The organism is Pollutimonas sp. M17, assembly GCF_025836975.1.
Taxonomy (GTDB): Bacteria; Pseudomonadota; Gammaproteobacteria; order Burkholderiales; family Burkholderiaceae_B.
The window spans coordinates 763,910-780,724 of the sequence record NZ_CP107548.1 but is presented as its reverse complement, the minus strand read 5'-3'; the positions used below and the strand labels follow the sequence as shown (position 1 = coordinate 780,724).

The 16,815-nt window shown below is 64.0% G+C and carries 19 protein-coding genes; 16 read left to right on the top strand and 3 right to left on the bottom strand.

Translation table 11 applies throughout. The features are described 5' to 3' along the window. The first annotated feature begins 17 nt into the window (after window positions 1-17). The 10 genes from ybgC (at window position 18) to OEG81_RS03725 (ending at window position 8,208) form a co-directional block, all read left to right on the top strand. Complete coding sequence (ybgC, locus tag OEG81_RS03770; protein ID WP_264131399.1) at window positions 18-443, top strand: tol-pal system-associated acyl-CoA thioesterase; 426 nt, start codon at window positions 18-20, stop codon at window positions 441-443. A gap of 2 nt (window positions 444-445) precedes the next feature. Continuing rightward, a complete protein-coding gene (gene tolQ, locus OEG81_RS03765) occupies window positions 446-1,120 on the top strand; it encodes a protein TolQ (protein ID WP_264131398.1) in 675 nt (224 codons plus the stop codon). Beyond that, a complete protein-coding gene (gene tolR / locus OEG81_RS03760) occupies window positions 1,120-1,566 on the top strand; it encodes a protein TolR (protein WP_264131397.1) in 447 nt (148 codons plus the stop codon). Before tolQ ends, tolR begins: the two co-directional genes overlap by 1 nt. 42 nt (window positions 1,567-1,608) lie before the next feature. Beyond that, entirely contained in the window at window positions 1,609-2,916 is a 1,308-nt protein-coding gene (tolA, locus tag OEG81_RS03755; RefSeq protein WP_264131396.1) for a cell envelope integrity protein TolA, read from the top strand. Between the two features lie 15 nt (window positions 2,917-2,931). Then, window positions 2,932-4,242: a Tol-Pal system beta propeller repeat protein TolB gene (tolB, locus tag OEG81_RS03750; RefSeq protein WP_264131395.1), complete on the top strand. Its 1,311-nt coding sequence runs from the start codon at window positions 2,932-2,934 to the stop codon at window positions 4,240-4,242. A 33-nt stretch (window positions 4,243-4,275) separates the two neighbouring features. Beyond that, entirely contained in the window at window positions 4,276-4,773 is a 498-nt protein-coding gene (pal, locus tag OEG81_RS03745; protein ID WP_264131394.1) for a peptidoglycan-associated lipoprotein Pal, read from the top strand. Between the two features lie 74 nt (window positions 4,774-4,847). Then, window positions 4,848-5,537: a tol-pal system protein YbgF gene (ybgF, locus tag OEG81_RS03740; RefSeq protein ID WP_264131393.1), complete on the top strand. Its 690-nt coding sequence runs from the start codon at window positions 4,848-4,850 to the stop codon at window positions 5,535-5,537. Then, complete coding sequence (locus OEG81_RS03735; RefSeq protein WP_264131392.1) at window positions 5,537-6,580, top strand: FecCD family ABC transporter permease; 1,044 nt, start codon at window positions 5,537-5,539, stop codon at window positions 6,578-6,580. The genes ybgF and OEG81_RS03735 overlap by 1 nt, the downstream gene beginning before the upstream one ends. A 2-nt stretch (window positions 6,581-6,582) precedes the next feature. Further along, window positions 6,583-7,377, top strand: a complete 795-nt coding sequence (locus OEG81_RS03730) for an ABC transporter ATP-binding protein (protein ID WP_264131391.1) — start codon at window positions 6,583-6,585, stop codon at window positions 7,375-7,377. Between the two features lie 9 nt (window positions 7,378-7,386). Further along, the gene (locus tag OEG81_RS03725) at window positions 7,387-8,208 is read left to right on the top strand and encodes an alpha/beta fold hydrolase (protein ID WP_264131390.1); all 822 of its coding nucleotides are present in this window, start codon (window positions 7,387-7,389) and stop codon (window positions 8,206-8,208) included. Between the two features lie 133 nt (window positions 8,209-8,341). Here the strand turns inward: OEG81_RS03725 and OEG81_RS03720 are convergent, their stop codons facing one another. After that, a complete protein-coding gene (locus tag OEG81_RS03720) occupies window positions 8,342-8,905 on the bottom strand; it encodes a copper chaperone PCu(A)C (RefSeq protein ID WP_264131389.1) in 564 nt (187 codons plus the stop codon). Between the two features lie 120 nt (window positions 8,906-9,025). Further along, window positions 9,026-9,427: a hypothetical protein gene (locus tag OEG81_RS03715; protein WP_264131388.1), complete on the bottom strand. Its 402-nt coding sequence runs from the start codon at window positions 9,425-9,427 to the stop codon at window positions 9,026-9,028. Between the two features lie 60 nt (window positions 9,428-9,487). Between OEG81_RS03715 and OEG81_RS03710 the strand changes: the two genes are divergently transcribed. Together OEG81_RS03710 and OEG81_RS03705 are read left to right on the top strand one after the other, a co-directional pair. Further along, a complete protein-coding gene (locus tag OEG81_RS03710; RefSeq protein ID WP_264131387.1) occupies window positions 9,488-9,925 on the top strand; it encodes a PaaI family thioesterase in 438 nt (145 codons plus the stop codon). Beyond that, complete coding sequence (locus OEG81_RS03705; protein ID WP_264131386.1) at window positions 9,922-11,340, top strand: MATE family efflux transporter; 1,419 nt, start codon at window positions 9,922-9,924, stop codon at window positions 11,338-11,340. The genes OEG81_RS03710 and OEG81_RS03705 overlap by 4 nt, the downstream gene beginning before the upstream one ends. On the opposite strand, the gene OEG81_RS03700 is transcribed toward OEG81_RS03705, so the two are convergent. Then, window positions 11,290-12,231: a LysR family transcriptional regulator gene (locus tag OEG81_RS03700; RefSeq protein ID WP_264131385.1), complete on the bottom strand. Its 942-nt coding sequence runs from the start codon at window positions 12,229-12,231 to the stop codon at window positions 11,290-11,292. The two genes, OEG81_RS03705 and OEG81_RS03700, sit on opposite strands and share 51 nt — an antisense overlap. A gap of 148 nt (window positions 12,232-12,379) precedes the next feature. On the opposite strand from OEG81_RS03700, the gene OEG81_RS03695 reads away from it, so the two are divergent. The 4 genes from OEG81_RS03695 (at window position 12,380) to OEG81_RS03680 (ending at window position 16,734) form a co-directional block, all read left to right on the top strand. Continuing rightward, on the top strand, window positions 12,380-13,363 hold the full coding sequence (locus tag OEG81_RS03695) for a hydroxymethylglutaryl-CoA lyase (RefSeq protein ID WP_264131384.1): 984 nt from the start codon (window positions 12,380-12,382) through the stop codon (window positions 13,361-13,363). Between the two features lie 10 nt (window positions 13,364-13,373). Continuing rightward, entirely contained in the window at window positions 13,374-14,621 is a 1,248-nt protein-coding gene (locus OEG81_RS03690) for a CaiB/BaiF CoA transferase family protein (protein ID WP_412034099.1), read from the top strand. Between the two features lie 45 nt (window positions 14,622-14,666). Beyond that, window positions 14,667-15,653 (top strand): Bug family tripartite tricarboxylate transporter substrate binding protein, encoded by a 987-nt coding sequence (locus OEG81_RS03685; RefSeq protein ID WP_264131383.1) that lies wholly within the window; start codon window positions 14,667-14,669, stop codon window positions 15,651-15,653. A gap of 85 nt (window positions 15,654-15,738) precedes the next feature. Beyond that, a complete protein-coding gene (locus tag OEG81_RS03680; RefSeq protein WP_264131382.1) occupies window positions 15,739-16,734 on the top strand; it encodes an aldo/keto reductase in 996 nt (331 codons plus the stop codon). Window positions 16,735-16,815 lie beyond the last annotated feature (81 nt).

Genomic DNA, 16,815 nt, shown 5'->3' with positions numbered 1-16,815 from the left:
ACCACTTAACGAAAGACATGTCCATCGAAACACCCCTTTCATTTTCACGCCTGGATATTCGCGTATATTACGAAGACACGGACGCGGGCGGCGTAATGTATTACGCTAACTACCTGAAGTTTTTTGAGCGGGGCAGGACGGAATGGCTGCGGCGGCTCGGCGTCGACCAATCCACGATGGCCGAACAAGAAAAACGCATATTCGTAGTGAAGAACGTTGAAATACAATATCGCAAGCCCGCAAGGCTCGATGATTTGATTGCAATACACAGCACGATCACCCGTGTTGGCCCCGCATCCGTCAACTTCAGGCAATCCGCCCTACGCGACACGGAACTGCTTTGCGAAAGCGGGATCCAAGTGTGCTGCGTGGACGCGCAATCGTTCCGTCCCGCCGCGTTCTCCAACCAACTCAGAACTCTACTGGAAAAGGCCAAGAAATAACCATGCAACCCACCAGCGACCTGTCGTTGCTTACCTTACTTGTCGATGCCAGCCTGCCCGTGCAGGTCGTCATGCTTATTCTGCTGGGCATTTCGATACTGTCCTGGACCTATATTTTCAGCAAGCGCGCCACCCTGAAACGCGCGAACGAGCAAACACGTCGCTTCGAAGACGATTTCTGGGCGGGCGGCGATCTGTCCGTCCTGCAGCAGGCCGTGGCCACCCGCCGCAGCGAACATGGCGCCCTGGCGCGCATTTTCGACGCCGGCATGACCGAGTTCATCAAGGCGCGCCGCAACAACGGCGGCGGGGACGCGCTGCTGGACGGCCCGCGCCGCGCCATGCGCGCCACCTATCAGCGCGAAATGGACAGCCTGGAATCGCACCTGAACTTCCTGGCCTCGGCCGGATCGGTCAGCCCCTATATCGGGCTGCTGGGCACGGTATGGGGCATCATGCACGCCTTCATCGGCCTGTCCTCCATGCAGCAGGCAACGCTTTCGGCCGTCGCTCCCGGCATCGCCGAGGCGCTCATCGCCACGGCCATCGGCCTGTTCGCGGCGATCCCGGCGGTGGTGGCGTACAACCGCTACACCAACGAGATCGACCGGCTGTCCATTCGTTTCGATAGCTTTATCGACGAATTCCTGAACATCTTGCAACGTCAGGTGCGCTGATGCCGTCCGTCCGCGGCGGCAACAGCCGCTCCCGCCGTCTGAAGAACGAGATCAACGTGGTGCCGTACATCGACGTCATGCTGGTCCTTCTGGTGATTTTCATGGTCACCGCCCCCATGATCACACCCGGGCTCATCGAACTGCCCTCCGTCGGCCAGGCCGCCGAGGTGCAGTCCAAGCCCGTGGAGGTCCAGGTCGAGGAGGACGGCACCGTTTCCCTGCGCGTGCGCGACGCCGGCGCCGAATTCGAGAAAATCAACAGCCAGGAACTGGTGACCGAAGTCCGCTCCAGGGCGACCGCGGACACGCCGGTCGTGATCGCCGCCGACGGCCGGGTGCCCTATGAGACCGTCATGAAAATCATGGACCAGTTGCGCAGCAGCGGCATCCAGCGACTGGGCTTGCTGGTCGACCAGAAATCGAATCCTGAACAGCAAAACAGATAAGGCTGCGCCCGCGGGCTCGCCTGCGGGACTTCACGCGACGCAATGAAGCAGACACAGAAAAATACCCGCAAGACCCAGCCACCGACGCCCGAGCAACGGGATGAGCGTCGGGCGCTGAGCTATGCGCTGGCCATACATGGCGCCCTGATCCTGTTCATGCTGTTCGGTTTCATTGCCTCGCCCAGCAATCCGAATCCCGTGCAGGTGGAGCTATGGGCCGATGGCACCACGCCCACCGCCGCGGAACCCGAGACCGAGCCCGAAACGGCCGAAGAGGCCAGCACTCCGCCGGAGCCCGCTCCCGAACCGCCGCCCGAACCCGAGCCCGCGCCTCAACCCGAGCCCGCGCCTGAACCCGAGCCTGCTCCCGAGCCGACGCCTCCAACGCCGCCCGCCGAGCAACAGCCGCCGGTTCCCCAGCCCGAGCCGGAAGTGGACCCCGACATCGCCCTGGAGAAAGCCCGCAAGGAACGCGAAGCCAAGGAAAAGGCCGCCGCCCAGGAGGCCGCCCGCGAAAAGGCCGCAGCTGAGAAGGCCGCGGCCGAGAAAAAGGCGGCTGAAGAGAAAAAAGCCAAGGAAGCCGCTGAAAAAGCGGCGGCCGAGAAAGCCGCCGCCGAGCAGAAGGCCCGCGAACTGGCGGCCGAGAAAGCGGCGGCCGAAAAGAAGGCCAGGGAAGAAGCGGCCAGGAAAGAGGTCGCCGAAAAAGCGGCGGCGGAGAAGGCCGCGGCGGAGAAGGCCGCGGCGGAAAAAGCCGCCGCCGAAAAAGCTGCAGCCGAAAAAGCCGCAGCCGAAAAAGCCGCAGCCGAGAAAGAGAAGAAAGCCAAGGAAGCCGCTGCAAAGGCGGCTGCCGAGAAGGCCGCGGCGGAAAAAGCGGCAGCCGAAAAGGAAGCGGCCGAGAAGAAAGCCGCCGCCGAGAAGAAAGCCAAGGAAGCGGCGGCCAAGAAGGCGGCAGCCGAGAAAGCAGCCGCGGCCAAGCGCGAAGCCATCCGCGAAGCCATGCGCAGCGACGCCCTGGGCGCGGCCGGCATACCGGGCGGCACCGCCGACCGGAACCAGTCCGGCGGCGGAGGCAACGACAACGGCTACGCCGCCAAGGTCAGGGCCTGCGTGCGCCCACGCGTGGTCTACAACGTGCCGCCCCAGCAAGGAAGCAGCAACCCGACAGTACAATACAGGGCACAGCTCAAGTCGAACGGCACCGTCGAAAAAGTCGACATCAGGCGCTCGTCGGGGAACCCGCGTTTCGACGAAGCGGTCAGAAAGGGCATACAGGCCTGCTCGCCCTTCCCCAAACCGCCGTCAGGCAAATACCCCTCGGAAATCGAGGGTGACTACCGAATGTACGATTAACAGGAGATAGTAGATATGACAGCCGTCACTCCAGCCAAAACCGCCGCGCCCAGCCTATGGCGCGTCTGGGCTTTCGGGATACTGGCGCTTGCCGCCAGCCTGCTTGCCGCGGGATCCGCCCAAGCACAGTTAAGGGTCGACATCTCGGGGGTGGGCGCCACCCAGTACCCCATCGCCATCGCCGATTTCGCCGGCGATGCGCAGGGGCAGGCAGTTGCCGAAGTCATCCGGGCCGACCTGACCCGCTCGGGCCAGTTCCGGCTGATCAACGCCACCGGCGTCAACCTGAACCTGGAAAGCTCCATCGCCTATGAAGAATGGCGCAATCGTGGGGCCGACTACCTTGCTTATGGGGCCATTACCCAGTCCGGCGGCCAGTACAACGTCAGCTATCGACTGGTGGACTCGGTCCGCAAGACCCAGCTGGACGGCGTCGCCTTCAGCGGCACCGAAAAAGAGCTGCGCCGCATCGCCCACCAGATCGCCGATCGCATCTATGAAAAAATCACCGGCGTACGCGGTGTCTTTTCCACGCGCATTGCGTACGTGTTGCAAACTGGCAACAGCTATGAGTTACAAATTGCTGATGCGGACGGGCAAAATCCTCAAGTGATGCTGCGCTCGAAGCAATCCATTATTTCGCCCGCCTGGTCGCCCGATGGCAAACAGCTGGCCTATGTCAGTTTCGAGTCCGGCAAGCCGGTCGTCTATGTGCAGACCCTGGCCTCCGGCCAACGCGTTCCGCTGGCCAATTTCAAGGGCAACAACAGCGCCCCGGCATGGTCGCCCAACGGACAGCAACTCGCCATCGTTCTTTCGCGCGACAGCATCTCGCAGATCTACACCATCAATGCCGACGGATCCGGCCTGCGCCGCATCATGCGATCGCCCCTGATCGACACCGAGCCGCAGTACACACCGGACGGCGCATCCATCGTTTTCACCAGCGATCGCGGCGGCAGCCCGCACATCTATAAAGTCCCTGTCGGCGGCGGGGATGCGCAACGCATTACCTTTAACGGAAGTTACAATATCTCACCGGCCCTGTCGCCCGATGGAAACAACCTGGTGTACGTTACACGTAGAAATGGTGCTTTCCGGGTTGCAATACAAAACATGGGGTCCGGTTCCGAACAGTTGCTAACCGCCGGACCCGATGACGAGTCACCAAGTTTTGCACCGAACGGAATGCAAATCCTATATAGTTCCGTACAAGGCGGCCGTAGTGTTTTAGCTGTTACTTCTGTTGATGGCCGCGTACGCCAAACGCTTTCGGCGCTTAACGGCAAAGTACGCGAACCGACCTGGGGACCATTTACTAATTAATTTTCAGTGTGACTCTTTTTCAAAGGAACTTAAATGAGCTCGCGCATCGCAAGAACCCTCACAATAGCCGTATTTGCAGCTGGTTTGGCTGCATGTAGCTCGGTGCCTCTCGACCAGTCCGGCAGCGGAACTGGCAGCGGTAGCGACTCGGCCAGTGCGGGTCAGATTATGGACCCATTCAACCCGCAAAGCCCGCTCGCCCAACAGCGTTCGGTCTATTTCGATTTCGATAGCTACACCGTCCCTGATCAATACCGCAGCCTGGTGGAAATGCATTCCTCCTACCTCACCGGCCACGCGCAGCAAAAGATCCGCATCGAAGGCAACGCCGATGCCCGTGGAGGCTCTGAATACAACCTGGCCCTTGGCCAGCGCCGTTCCGACGCCGTTGCACGCATGATGACTTTGCTGGGTGTGAACAGCAACCAGATCGAAGCCATCAGCTTCGGCAAGGAGCGCCCGAAGGCAATGGGCAACACCGAAGCCGACTACGCTGAAAACCGTCGTGCAGATATCGTGTATCAGCAGTAATATCTGAACAGGTTTCCCCCTGCAACGCCGTGGCGGCATTCCGCCGCGGCGTTTTCATTTGAACGGAACAGAAAATGAGCGTCTACCCCAAGTCCCTGCGCACCGCCGTGCTGGCCACCGGCATTGCCCTGTCCGCGGCATTTGCAGCCCCCGCACAGGCTTTCTCCGATGACGAAGCGCGTCGCGCCATTCTGGAACTGCGCGAACAGATCAAGCAGCTGACCGACCAAAACCGGCAAGCCCGATTGCAGCTGGCCGATCAGATGGAAACCCTGCAGCACGAAATGGCCAGCATGCGCGGCCAGATCGAGCAGCTGAACTGGCAGGCGGATCTCGAAAAACGTTCCAGCCAGGATCAATCGGGCGGGAACACCACCAAGGTGGCCGATCCGCAAGAACAAGCCGCATACGAAACGCCCATGGGCTTGTTCCGCGCCGGCAAGTACAAGGAAGCCGCGGCCAGCTTCGCCACCTTCCTGGAAGCCTATCCGGACAGCCAACTGGCCCCCGAGGCGCGCTTCTATCAAGGCAGCAGCCGTTACGCCAGCAAGGATTTCAAGGGCTCCGTCCAGGGCCTGGCCGCCATGGTCAAGGCCACGCCGCAAGATCCGCGTGCTCCCGACGCCCTGCTGGTCATCGCCGCCAGCCAGATCGAGCTGAATGACATGGCGGGCGCCAAGGCCAGCCTGCAGAAGATCGTCAAGGACTACCCGCAGACCTCGGCCGCCGAAACCGCCAAGAGCCGCCTCAAGCTGCTGCAGTAATGCCCGCCAGCATATCGGCCGGCGCCGCCTATCGGCAGTCATGGAGGCGCCGCAAGGCGTTCCTGGCGCTGCTCGCGGCCGGCGTCGCCTGCCTGGCCGCCATCGACGTGACCCTGGGGCCGGCCGACATGAGCCTGGCCCAGCTTGCACTGGCGGTTCTTTCCCCCTCCTCGGCCGACCCCACCACGCAGGCCATCGTCTGGAACATACGCCTTCCCCAGGCCCTGATGGCGGTGCTGGTGGGCGCGGCGCTGGGCCTGGCCGGCGCCGAAATGCAAACCGTGCTGAACAATCCACTGGCCAGCCCCTTCACCCTGGGCGTTTCGTCGGCCGCCGCCCTGGGCGCGGGCATTACCCTGGTGTTCGACTGGCATCTTCCTTTCATGCCCACGCAGTACGCCCTGGTCTTCAATGCCTTTGTCCTGGCCCTGCTGTGCACCCTGCTGCTGGATGCCGTCGCGCGGCGGGCGCGGATCGGCGCGGCGGCCATCGTGCTGTTCGGCATTGCCCTGGTGTTCACCTTCAACGCACTGCTGTCCCTGGTGCAATTGACGGCCAACGCGTCTTCCTTGCAGGACCTGGTGTTCTGGATGATGGGCAGCCTGGCACGCAGCGACTGGATCAAGCTGGCCATGATGGCGGCCGCCCTGCTTCTGACGCTGCCCTTTTCCCTGCGCCGCGCCTGGCAGCTTACCGCCCTGCGTTTCGGCGACGACCGCGCCGCAAGCTTTGGCGTCGACCCGCAGCGCATACGGCGCGGCGCGCTTTTGCGCGTCAGCGTGCTGGCCTCGCTGGCGGTGGCCCTGGTGGGCGTCATCGGCTTCGTGGGGCTGATCTCCCCGCATATCGCCAGAAGGCTGTGGGGGGAGGACCACCGATGGTATCTGCCTGCCAGCGCCTGCATAGGCGGCGCGATTCTCGCCGGCGCGTCGGTCGCGGCCAAGCTCGTCGGCGGCCAGGCCCTGGTGCCGGTGGGCATCGTCACCACGCTGGTGGGCATTCCCTTCTTCATTCTTGCCTTGATGCGCCGGACCGTGCACTAGTCATGAATAGTCCAGCGTCCCGTATCCTACGTGTAGAAGGCCTGTCGTGCAGGCTGGGCGGCAATCAGATTCTGCAGGGCCTGACGCTGCCCGCCTTGCGCGGCGGCGGACTGGCCGCGCTTTTGGGCCCCAACGGCAGCGGCAAGTCGACTTTGCTCAGAAGCATTGCCGGACTGGCGCCGGCCCGCTTCGATACGCTGTCCCTGGACAAGCTGGATATGCGCGGACTGTCCGCCCGGGCGCGCGCCGACACCATCCGCTACCTGCCGCAATTCCTGCCCGAGTCGATACACCTGACGGTCACCGAAGCCCTGCTGGTGGCATTGAATGCCCGCGGCGGCCTGGCACCGGCCGCCGCTATGTCGCGCACGGAGGCGGTGCTGGACACGTTGGGCATAGGCCACCTTGGCCCGCGCTACCTGGACGAGCTTTCCGGCGGACAAAAGCAACTGGTCGGGCTGGCTCAGGCCCTGGCCGACGAACCCGCCGTGCTGCTGCTGGACGAGCCGCTGGCATCCCTGGACCTGAATTTCCAGCACCACGCCATGCGGCTGCTGAAGCGGCTGGCCGCCGACCATGGCCTTCTGGTGCTGATCGTGCTGCATGACCTGAACATCGCCCTGCGCTATGCGGACACCGCGGTGCTGTTGCGCCAGGGGCGGCTGCTGGCCGCCGGCGAACCGCTATCGGTGATTACCCCTTCGTCCATCGCCCAGGCTTTCCAGGTTCGCGCCCGCGTCGAATCCTGCAGCCTGGGCCATGCCAATGTCCTGGTCGACGACCTGATCCAACTCTAGCCTATTCCCATGCAGTCCAATCCTGAAGCCCTGCAGCGCAGCTTTGCGCATCCCGACCATCCCCTGCACTACATCGAGGCGGGCAGCGGCGAAATGCTGTTGCTGATCCATGGCTCCCTGTGCGACTATCGCTACTGGCGCTGGCAGTTGCCCGCGCTGTCGAAGGAACACCGGCTGGTGGCTCCCAGTCTGCGCGGATACTGGCCGGCGGCATTCACCGTCGAGGACGCAAGCTTCAGCATCGCCCGGCATACACGCGACCTGGCCGTCTTCATTGAACATATCGGCAATGGCCGGCCGGTTCACATCCTGGGCCATTCCCGGGGAGCCCAGGTTGCGCTGGAATTGGCCTGCGCGGCTCCGGAACTGGCGCGCAGCCTCATCCTGGCCGATCCGGGCTTCCAGTTGGGAGGCGAGCTTCCGGCCCCGTCCTTCCATAGCGAGGTCGTCCGGCTGCTGCAGGACGGCGAGATCGAGCTTGCGCTATCGTCATTCGTCGACGCGGTCAACGGCGCGGGAACATGGAGGCAGATGGTGGGATGGTTCAAGACCATGGTCAAGGACAATGCCTATACCCTGCTTTCGCAGTTTCGCGAAGTCAACCTGTCCGTGGACATGGATCGTGTAAGCCGCCTGCTGTGCCCGGTGCTGCTGATCGGCGGGGCGAACAGCCCGCCCCGTTATGGCAGCAGGCTGGACGCGCTGGAGCAGGCGCTGGTCCAGGCAAGCCGCGTGACGATTCCGCTGGCCTCGCATGGCATGAACCTGGCCAATCCAAAAGCCTTCAACCAGGCGGTCGCCCGCTTCCTGGAGTCGACGCAGGGATCCTGATGCACCGGCTCTTCCAGCCTCGCCACGCGTCTTGGAGCAGGACTGCAAGAGGTAGGCTGACCGGCACCAGGACACCCCGACTCACGGGCGGCGGACCGTCGCCGACGCCCGTGATGGATCGCGGGGCGGCCCCTCAATGCCCCTTGGTATTCGCCGGCTTGACCTCGCACTGCGCGCTGGCCTTTTCACCGGTGTCGAACAGGAAATCCATGCTGACATGGCTGCCGACGGCGGGTGCGGCGGATGGCTTCTCCAGCATGGCGTGGTAGCCGCCGGGCTTGAACTCCAGCTCGCCCCCGGCCGGAATGGCGATGTCATGCGTTTCCGACATTTTGCTCATGCCCTCGTGCTGAGTGGTCTGGTGCAGCATGACCATGCCGTAGGTGGGCGAGGAAGCGCTTTGCAGCTTGGCGGGCTGGCTGCCCGTATTCTTTACCAGGAAATAGCCGGCCGATGGGGCCGGCGCCGGCAGCGAGCGTATCCAGCAGGCGGATACGGACAGCGTCGACGAGGTCTTGGCGTCGGCCATGGCCTGTGCATGCTTGCCCATGTCGTGGCCGTGCTGGGCATGCGCATGCCCGGCGTGCGCCAGCATCATCACGGCATCGTCCTGCCGCACGCTCATGTCCGCCGCCTGCGCCGACACAGCCGCTGCGCCGCCGATGGCCGCAAGGCCGATCAAAATCATTTTTTTCATCACGAAACCTTATATAGTTGTTTGCTCTATTCGATTGCTCGAACATTATCCTTGGATCCTGAAGCCATGCCTGATACGGATCGGGCACAGCCGAAGCTGGGCACGGCAAAGCCGGCCGCTTTACGCAGGACGGGGCGGAGGAGCTCGCGAACCCAGCGGCGGCCCGCGCACGATGTGCGCCCGCGCCTTGCGGGCCGTCCCGGTAAAAACGGCGCGGACCAGGTAGAAGATGGCGGGCGCCAGCATCAGGGCGGCCAGCAGCATGGCGGCCTGGCCCGTGGCGATGCTGAAGATGCAATGCGATATCTGCGGCTCGGTATCCGCGCCGGGCTTCCTGGAGGCCGGACTTTGCGCCGCACCGCCGGGCAAGCCGCTTATGCAATAGGTCAGGCCCGGGATTCCGGCCTGGCTGCTTGCCGGGGCCGGCATGAAACCCGCCGGGATCAGGGCCCGCAACAAGAACATGATCAGCAGCACGCCCGAAAAAGCGCGCCACCGTGTTCCCGAAGAGAAAATACGCATAGGCCTGTCCATGAAACCGGAGTGTACTATGTCGCAAGACCGTCAACTATCGCTCCCGCCATGAACGCAGCCGCTCCCGCCGAAACGCCCCGAGTCACGATCGCCGAGTTCCGGCAATTGCTGGAAAGCCACCACCCTTTTGCCTCGGTGCTGGAAATCGATATCCTGGATATCGGCGCGGGAACGGCGGTACTGCGCCTGCCCGAGCGCAGCTCGCACCAAAGGCTGGGCGGCATGATCGCCGGACCCATGCTGATGGGACTGGCCGACCTGGCGCTCTATGCCGCCATCGTCGGAGGCACCGGAAACCGCGATGCCGTGACGGCCAGCCTGAGCATGAACTTCCTGCGCAAGACGCCGCCGGGAGGCGTGCTGGCTCACGCCAACATCCTCAAAACCGGCCGCATGGCCGCCGGCGAGGTCCTGCTGGTCCCGGAAGCAGGCGGAGCCCCCGTGGCACAGGCCATCAGCACCTGGGCATTGCCGCGCAGTTCATGAAACCCGCGTCCAGACGGCGTCCATCGATCGGCCATGCAGCAAACACCGAAACGGCGCGCGCTTGGGCGGATGAAGCACGCGCGTCGCTAAGGCTGGGCTGGCCCCTGATCCTCACCAATCTGGCCCAGATAGCGCTGCTGACCACGGACCTCATCTACATGGGCAGGCTTGGCGCGGATCAATTGGCGGCCGGCTCGCTGGCGGTCAGCCTGTATCACACCCTGATGATCTTCAGCATGGGCCTGGTATCGGCGACCATGCCCATGCTCGCCGCCACGCTCGGAAGGCGCCGAAGCGCGGTGCGCGAAGTGCGGCGCACCGTGCGCCAGGGCCTGTGGTCGGCGCTGCTGATCTGCATTCCCATGTGGCTGATACTGTGGCACGCGGAAGCGGTATTGCTGCTGATGGGACAGCGGCCCGCCATGGCGGCCGATGCGGCCGGCCTGATGCGCACCCTGCAGTGGGCGCTGTTGCCCTACCTGGGCTATATCGTATTGCGCTCCGTCCTGGCCGCCCTGGAACGGCCCGCCTGGACCTTGCTCGTCGCCGGCGCGGCCATTGCGCTCAACGCCCTGGTCGGATGGCTGTTGATTTTCGGGCATTGGGGATTTCCGGCGCTCGGACTCCAGGGCGCCGGCATTGCAAGCACATGCTCCAGCATCGCCATGTTCCTTGGCATGGCGACGGTGCTTACGCGCCACAGGCGATTTCGCCGATACCATCTATTCGGCCGCCTTTGGCTTGCGGACTTCAAGCGCCTGGCGGAACTGTGGCGGCTGGGCATTCCCATCGCCGTCACCTTCACGCTGGAAACCCTGGTGTTCTACGCGGCCGTCATGATGATGGGAATGATAGGCAAGACCGCATTGGCGGCGCATGCGATCGCCATGCAGATCGCCTCGATTTCCTTCATGGTGCCGCTGGGCTTCGGCCAGGTCGCCACCATACGCGTCGGCCTGGCCGCCGGCAGGCGCCAATGGCCGGGGCTGCTGCGCGCCGGATGGACCTCGTACGCGATGGGCGTGGGCTTCATGGGCATCGCCGCGCTGACCATGTGGCTCTTTCCCCATGCGATCATCGGGCTGTTCATCGACACCCGATTGCCCTCCAATAAAGACGTGGTGGAACTGGCCATCCAGTTTCTTGCCCTCGCCGCCCTGTTCCAGCTGGCCGACGGCGCGCAAGCCGTCGGCGCGGGCATGCTGCGCGGCCTGCACGACACGCGCGTGCCGATGATGCTCGCCGCCGTCGGCTATTGGGTTCTGGGCGTCCCTTTCGGCGCCTTCCTGGCCTTTGGCCTGGGCTGGGGCGGCAAAGGCGTATGGGTCGGCCTGGCCACGGGCCTGAGCCTGGTCGCCGTGCTGTTAACCGCGCGCTGGGTGCGTCACAGCCGGCGCCTCGGACCGGGCCAATGAAAAAGCACCCAGGTGGTCGACCAGCAAACGGGCGGCGGGCGTCAGCGCGTCTTCCGAGCGGAAACACAGGGCGAATCGGCGGCTGGCCCATTCATCGGTCAGCGGAATGACCCGCAAGGCCTGCACATTGGCGTACGTCTGCGCCACTTCGATGGGCAGCACGCTGATGGCCAGGTTGGCCAGGACGACCCGCAGAACCGCATTGAGATTGGAAACGAATACGCGCTCGACCAACTGCTTGCCGGCCAGGCTGGCCTGGCGCTTCAGCATGACCTGGACGGCGCTGGCCGACGATATGCTGACCTGCTCGTAATCCAGGGTCGCGTCGAACGGCAGTGCCTTGAAACCGGCCAGAGGGTGATCGGGATGCATGACGATCGCCAGATGGTCGGTCCGGTAGGGGCGGGTGCGCAGCCCCTGGAAATCGGCGGCATCCCAGCAGATGCCCACGGAGGCCACGCCTTCCTTGATGCCCCGTATGACATCGACGCTCAGGCGCTCTTCGATATCGATTTGTATATTGCGATAGTCGGGATTCTGCAGAAACCCCGCAAGGTCTTCGGCCAGCTTTTCAGCCAGCACCGAGGCGGTGGCCAATACCCGGACCTGCCCTTTCACGCCCGATGCATACGACAGCATGTCCCGCCGTATGCGGTCGGCGCTCGCCAGCATGGCCCGGGCATGCTCCAGCAAGGTCTCTCCGGCGGGCGTGGGTGCGACGCCATGGCGGCGCCGGATCAGCAGCCTGACCCCGACGGTCTCTTCCAGCGCCGCCAGCCGCTTGCTGATGGCCGAGCCGACGATGCTGGACTGCTCGCCCGCGCGGGCAATGCTGCGCAGCTCGCAGACGGCGACAAACAATCGTAGGGTGGTCAGGTCCAGGTCGCGCATTTATTCCAGGATGAAAAAATCAAGGCATGAACGATTGAAGCACATGATATTCCATTATGGAACTTTTATAGTTCTAAATGTGAGCTTTTCATATTTTTAAGAATACCTAAAATAGAAATCCTTTCCGTCTTCAGCCCCTTCCAACGACATGACCGCCGCCACAAGCTCTCCTTCCGTATCGCGCAAGACCTGGCCCGAGCACGCCGTGGTGCGCGAAGTGGGCCTGCGCGACGGCCTGCAAAGCATCTCCGCCATCCTATCGACCGAGCAGAAGAAAGAATGGATCGCGGCGGCCCATGCCGCGGGCCAGCACGAAATCGAAGTCGGCTCATTCGTTCCCGCCCGCCTGATGCCGCAGTTGGCCGATACCGGCGAGCTTGTCGCGTTCGCAAATACCCTGCCGGGACTGCGCGCATCGGTGCTGGTGCCCAACCTGAAAGGCGCCGAACGCGCCCTCGACGCCCGGGTGCATTCGATGATCATGCCGCTGTCGGCCAGCCATGCCCACAGCCTGGCCAACCTGCGCAAGACGCCGGACGACGTGGTGGCCGAGGTGGCCCGGATCAGGGCGGCGCGCGATTCGTCGGGATCGAAAACCATCATCGAGGGCGGCGTAGGCACCGCTTTCGGCTGCACCCTGCAAGGCCGCGTGGAACCCGCTGAAGTCCTGCGGCTGGCGCAGGCCTTGCTGGACGCCGGCGCCGATCGCATCAGCCTGGCCGACACGGTCGGCTATGCCGACCCGGCCGCCGTGGACAGTCTTTTCAGCCAGGCGCTGCGCATGGCCGGCGACAAGCTGTGTTGCGCGCATTTCCATGACACGCGCGGCATGGGCATGGCCAACGCGCTGGCGGCGCTGGAAACAGGCATTACCCGGTTCGATGCCTGCCTGGCGGGCCTGGGCGGATGCCCCCATGCGCCAGGCGCAAGCGGCAACGTCACCACCGAAGATCTGATTTTCATGCTTGAAAGCATGGGGGTCGACACCGGCTGCGACATCGATGCCGTGCTTGCCCTGCGTGGACGGATCGCCCGGTGGCTGCCGGAGACGCCGCTGCACGGCGCCTTGTGGCAGGCCGGCTTGCCGAAGGCGGCCGCCGCCGGCGCGATCCCGCCCGGTCAACATCACTAACAGGATACGCATGTCGTCTTTCGCTTCACCCCCTTCCCACGACGCCGCCGGCCAGGCCGCAGCCCCTCCCAAGCGGCGCCTGCCGCTGACCGGGCTGCGGGTCGTCGAGTTCACCCATATGGTCATGGGACCGACCTGCGGGCTGGTGCTGGCCGACCTGGGCGCGGAAGTGATCAAGATAGAACCCGTGGAAGGAGACCGGACCCGCCACCTGCTGGGCGCGGGCGCGGGTTTCTTCCCCATGTTCAACCGCAACAAGAAAAGCATAGGCCTGAACCTGCACGCTCCCGAAGGGGCCGAGATCGCGCGCAAGCTGGCCGGCTCGGCCGACGTGGTCGCCGAGAACTTCCGGCCCGGCATGATGCAAAAGTATGGCCTGGACTACGCCTCGCTGAGCGCCGCCAACCCGCGGCTGATCTATGCCAGCCTCAAGGGCTTCCTGCCCGGTCCCTACGAATTGCGCACCGCCCTGGACGAAGTCGTGCAAATGATGGGCGGGCTGGCCTATATGACCGGGCGGCCCGGCGACCCCTTGCGCGCCGGCACCAGCGTCAACGACATCATGGGCGGCATGTTCGGCGCCATCGGCATCATGGCGGCCCTGATAGAACGCGGCATTACCGGCAAGGGGCAGGAGGTGCAATCGGCCCTGTTCGAGAACAATATCTTCCTGGTCGGCCAGCACATGCTGCAATACGCCATCACCGGCGTCGCCGCCGCGCCCATGCCGGAGCGCATATCCGCCTGGGCCCTGTACGACGTCTTCACCGTGAAGGATGGCGAGCAGATCTTCCTGGCAGCCGTCAGCGACGCCCAGTGGGGTGTATTCTGCCGTGCGCTGGGCTTCACCGATCTGCTGTCCCGGCCCGAACTCGCCACCAATAACGACCGGGTCCGCGTGCGGCCGGCCTTGCTGGAGGAATTGCGCGGCAGGCTGGCCGGCTACAGCGCCGCCGACCTGTCGGCCATCTTCGAGAAGAACGGCCTGCCCTTCGCGCCCATCGTCAAACCCGAGGAACTGTTCGACGATCCGCACCTGAAAGCAACGGGCGGCCTGGCCGACATACGGCTGACCGACGGCGAACGCGCGGGCAGCACGGCCCAGGCCGCCCTGCTGCCGCTCAGCATGTCGGGCGAGCGTCTGGGCGTGCGCCTGAACCCTCCCGCACTGGGCCAGCACACCAGCGAGCTGCTCGCCCAGCTGGGCTATTCCGAAGAACAGGCCGGGCGCCTGGCGGCGCAAGGCGCCGTTGCCTAGCGCCTGGCGGCAACCATTCACACCCTCAATAAAAACGGAGACAACATGAAATCATCCAGCATCGATTCCACCCGCCGCCAGATTCTGGCGGCACTCGGGGCCGCCGCGGCCGCCATGCCCTTTGCCGCCTTTTCGCAGAGCGACCGGCCCATCAGCCTGATTCTTCCGGTCGGGCCGGGCTCGGGCGTGGACACCATCGTACGGTCCGCCAGCCAGGCATGGGCCAAGGCGGCCGGGCATACCGTGGTCGTCGAGAACAAACCGGGCGCGGGCGGCATACTGGGCACTTCCGCCCTGGTCAAGTCTGTGCCCGATGGCTATACGCTGGGCGTCGTATCCAACAACCATGTGATTTTCCCCAGCGTCTACAAGTCGGTGCCCTTCGATCCGATCGCGGACATCACGCCGATTTCCGTCATCGGCACCACCCCCCTGCTGCTGGTGGTCAACCCCAAGAAACTGCCGGCCAATAATGTCCAGGAACTGACTGCCCTGCTCAAGGCCAAGCCGGGCGCCTATAACTACGCCTCCTCGGGCAACGGGACCATACTGCACCTGGCGGCCGAAATGTTCGTGGACCAGGCCGGCATCCAGGCACGCCATATCCCCTACAAGGGCGTGGGCCCCATGCTGACCGACCTGATGGGCGGCCAGGTGGACTTCTGCGTGACATCGCTGCCCTCCGTCCTGTCCCATCTGAAAAGCGGTAGCCTGCGCGCCTTGGGGGTAGGCGGAAAGCAACGCACCCCCTCGCTGCCCGACATGCCCACGGTGGCCGAGCAAGGCCTGCCCGACTACTACGTCGAAGGCTGGTTCGCGCTTATCGGCCCGGCCAAGCTGCCCGCCGACAAGGTCCAGACGGCTTACAAGAACGTATCCAGCGCCTACACCGACCCCGAGGTCAAGAAGAGCATGGCTACCCAAGGCAACACCATCCTCTTGATGAACCCCGACGATACGGCCCGCTTTTTCAAGGCGGAGCTGGACAAGTACGCCAAGGTCGTGAAAGCCGCAGGCCTCGAACTGAAGTAAGCCGCGCCCCCCGTCCTTCTTTGTGCTAACTTCGCGGATGACGGTACGCACCGCTATGAAAAAACCACCAAGAAGGACGACAACCATGCAATACAGACGCCTTGGCGCGAGCAACCTGCGCGTTTCCACCCTTTGCCTGGGCACCATGATGTTCAGCGACCAGACCGACTATGCCGAAGCGCGCAGCATGGTCGACTCGGCGCGCGAACACGGCATCAACTTCATCGACACCGCCGATGTCTACAGCAAAGGCGGCTCTGAAGAGATGGTGGGCAAGCTCATTGGCGCCAGCCGCCACGATTGGGTGTTGGCCAGCAAGGTGGGCAATGCCATGGGCAAGGCGCCCAACCAGTCGCATTACTCGCGCCATTGGATGATGCGCGAAGTGAATGAAAGCCTGCGCCGCCTGGCCACCGATCACCTGGACATCCTTTACCTGCACCGCGATTTCCACGAAGAGAACCTGGACGAAGCCGTCCGCACGCTGGGCGACCTGATCAGCGCGGGCAAGATACGCGCCTTCGGCCTGTCGAACTTCCGCGGCTGGCGCATCGCCGAAATGATCCGCCTGTGCCAGCAGGCCAATGTGCCGCAGCCGGTGGTTTGCCAGCCCTACTACAACCTGCTCAATCGCGGGCCCGAAGTCGAGATACTGCCGGCCTGCGGGCACTACGGATTGGGCGTGGTTCCCTACAGCCCCATCGCGCGCGGCGTGCTGACCGGAAAGTACAAGGCGGGCCAGACGCCTCCGCAAGAGAGCCGCGCGGGGCGCGGCGACAAGCGCATGATGGAGACCGAATTTCGCGACGAGTCGCTGCTCATCGCGCAACGCCTGCAGGAGCACTGCCAGGAACGCGGCATCAAGCTGGGGCATTTCGCCACCGCCTGGGTCCTGGCCAACCGCCATATCAGCGCGGTCATCGCCGGCCCGCGCACGCTGGCGCAGCTGGAAGACTATTACCCCGCCGTCGACCTGCAGATCAGCGCCGAGGAAGAAGCGCTGGTCGACAGCCTGGTGACACCGGGCCATGCATCGACGCTCGGCTACAACGACCCGAACTACCCTTTCTTCGGACGATAGCCAAGCCGGACTGTTCACGGTTGATTCCCAAGGCAGCTATTCCGCTTCCAAATCAATGGGGTAAAAGAATGGGGCCAGGTC

Excerpts from the sequence above, each read along its gene's own strand:
- ybgC (WP_264131399.1), top strand. The coding sequence starts at position 18 with ATGTCCATCGAAACACCCCTTTCATTTTCACGCCTGGATATTCGCGTA.
- tolQ (WP_264131398.1), top strand. The coding sequence starts at position 446 with ATGCAACCCACCAGCGACCTGTCGTTGCTTACCTTACTTGTCGATGCC.
- tolR (WP_264131397.1), top strand. The coding sequence starts at position 1,120 with ATGCCGTCCGTCCGCGGCGGCAACAGCCGCTCCCGCCGTCTGAAGAAC.
- tolA (WP_264131396.1), top strand. The coding sequence starts at position 1,609 with ATGAAGCAGACACAGAAAAATACCCGCAAGACCCAGCCACCGACGCCC.
- tolB (WP_264131395.1), top strand. The coding sequence starts at position 2,932 with ATGACAGCCGTCACTCCAGCCAAAACCGCCGCGCCCAGCCTATGGCGC.
- pal (WP_264131394.1), top strand. The coding sequence starts at position 4,276 with ATGAGCTCGCGCATCGCAAGAACCCTCACAATAGCCGTATTTGCAGCT.
- ybgF (WP_264131393.1), top strand. The coding sequence starts at position 4,848 with ATGAGCGTCTACCCCAAGTCCCTGCGCACCGCCGTGCTGGCCACCGGC.
- OEG81_RS03735 (WP_264131392.1), top strand. The coding sequence starts at position 5,537 with ATGCCCGCCAGCATATCGGCCGGCGCCGCCTATCGGCAGTCATGGAGG.
- OEG81_RS03730 (WP_264131391.1), top strand. The coding sequence starts at position 6,583 with ATGAATAGTCCAGCGTCCCGTATCCTACGTGTAGAAGGCCTGTCGTGC.
- OEG81_RS03725 (WP_264131390.1), top strand. The coding sequence starts at position 7,387 with ATGCAGTCCAATCCTGAAGCCCTGCAGCGCAGCTTTGCGCATCCCGAC.
- OEG81_RS03720 (WP_264131389.1), bottom strand. The coding sequence starts at position 8,905 with ATGAAAAAAATGATTTTGATCGGCCTTGCGGCCATCGGCGGCGCAGCG.
- OEG81_RS03715 (WP_264131388.1), bottom strand. The coding sequence starts at position 9,427 with ATGCGTATTTTCTCTTCGGGAACACGGTGGCGCGCTTTTTCGGGCGTG.
- OEG81_RS03710 (WP_264131387.1), top strand. The coding sequence starts at position 9,488 with ATGAACGCAGCCGCTCCCGCCGAAACGCCCCGAGTCACGATCGCCGAG.
- OEG81_RS03705 (WP_264131386.1), top strand. The coding sequence starts at position 9,922 with ATGAAACCCGCGTCCAGACGGCGTCCATCGATCGGCCATGCAGCAAAC.
- OEG81_RS03700 (WP_264131385.1), bottom strand. The coding sequence starts at position 12,231 with ATGCGCGACCTGGACCTGACCACCCTACGATTGTTTGTCGCCGTCTGC.
- OEG81_RS03695 (WP_264131384.1), top strand. The coding sequence starts at position 12,380 with ATGACCGCCGCCACAAGCTCTCCTTCCGTATCGCGCAAGACCTGGCCC.
- OEG81_RS03690 (WP_412034099.1), top strand. The coding sequence starts at position 13,374 with ATGTCGTCTTTCGCTTCACCCCCTTCCCACGACGCCGCCGGCCAGGCC.
- OEG81_RS03685 (WP_264131383.1), top strand. The coding sequence starts at position 14,667 with ATGAAATCATCCAGCATCGATTCCACCCGCCGCCAGATTCTGGCGGCA.
- OEG81_RS03680 (WP_264131382.1), top strand. The coding sequence starts at position 15,739 with ATGCAATACAGACGCCTTGGCGCGAGCAACCTGCGCGTTTCCACCCTT.